Annotated in this window: 1 protein-coding gene; it reads left to right on the top strand. The window is 52.9% G+C overall.

Features of this window, described 5'->3' with window-relative positions; all coding sequences use genetic code 11:
• Positions 1 to 346: phage replisome organizer N-terminal domain-containing protein (locus tag CHK_RS06130; RefSeq protein WP_046443162.1), on the top strand; the 346-nt coding region annotated here is incomplete at both ends.

Here is a 346-nt window from a genome sequence, read left to right as displayed (position 1 = left end):
CGCCAGCAGGTAGGTACCGTAGAGAGAGCTTTGAAAATCTTTATGAAGCTGGGGCTTGTGGAGCCTTTGCCAAGCGGCGCACTCTACATGAGCAACATTGAGCTTTTAATCGGCCAGTCCTCTACCGAGGGGGAGCGCAAGCGCAGGGCGCGGCTGGCTTTGCAGGAACAAAAAGCCCTGCCGCAGACAGGGGCGGACAAATGTCCACCATATCGAGCGGACATTTGTCCACCAGAGATAGAGATAGAGAAAGAGATAGATATAGAAATAGAAAAAGAGAGAGAGTTAGAAACGGGACACCCCGCCCCCGCCGCCTATGGCAGATACCACAATGTCATTCTTTCCG

This window comes from Christensenella hongkongensis (assembly GCF_000981035.1).
GTDB classification, from domain to species: domain Bacteria; phylum Bacillota; class Clostridia; order Christensenellales; family Christensenellaceae; genus Christensenella; species Christensenella hongkongensis.
This window is presented reverse-complemented; position numbering and strand designations above follow the sequence as displayed.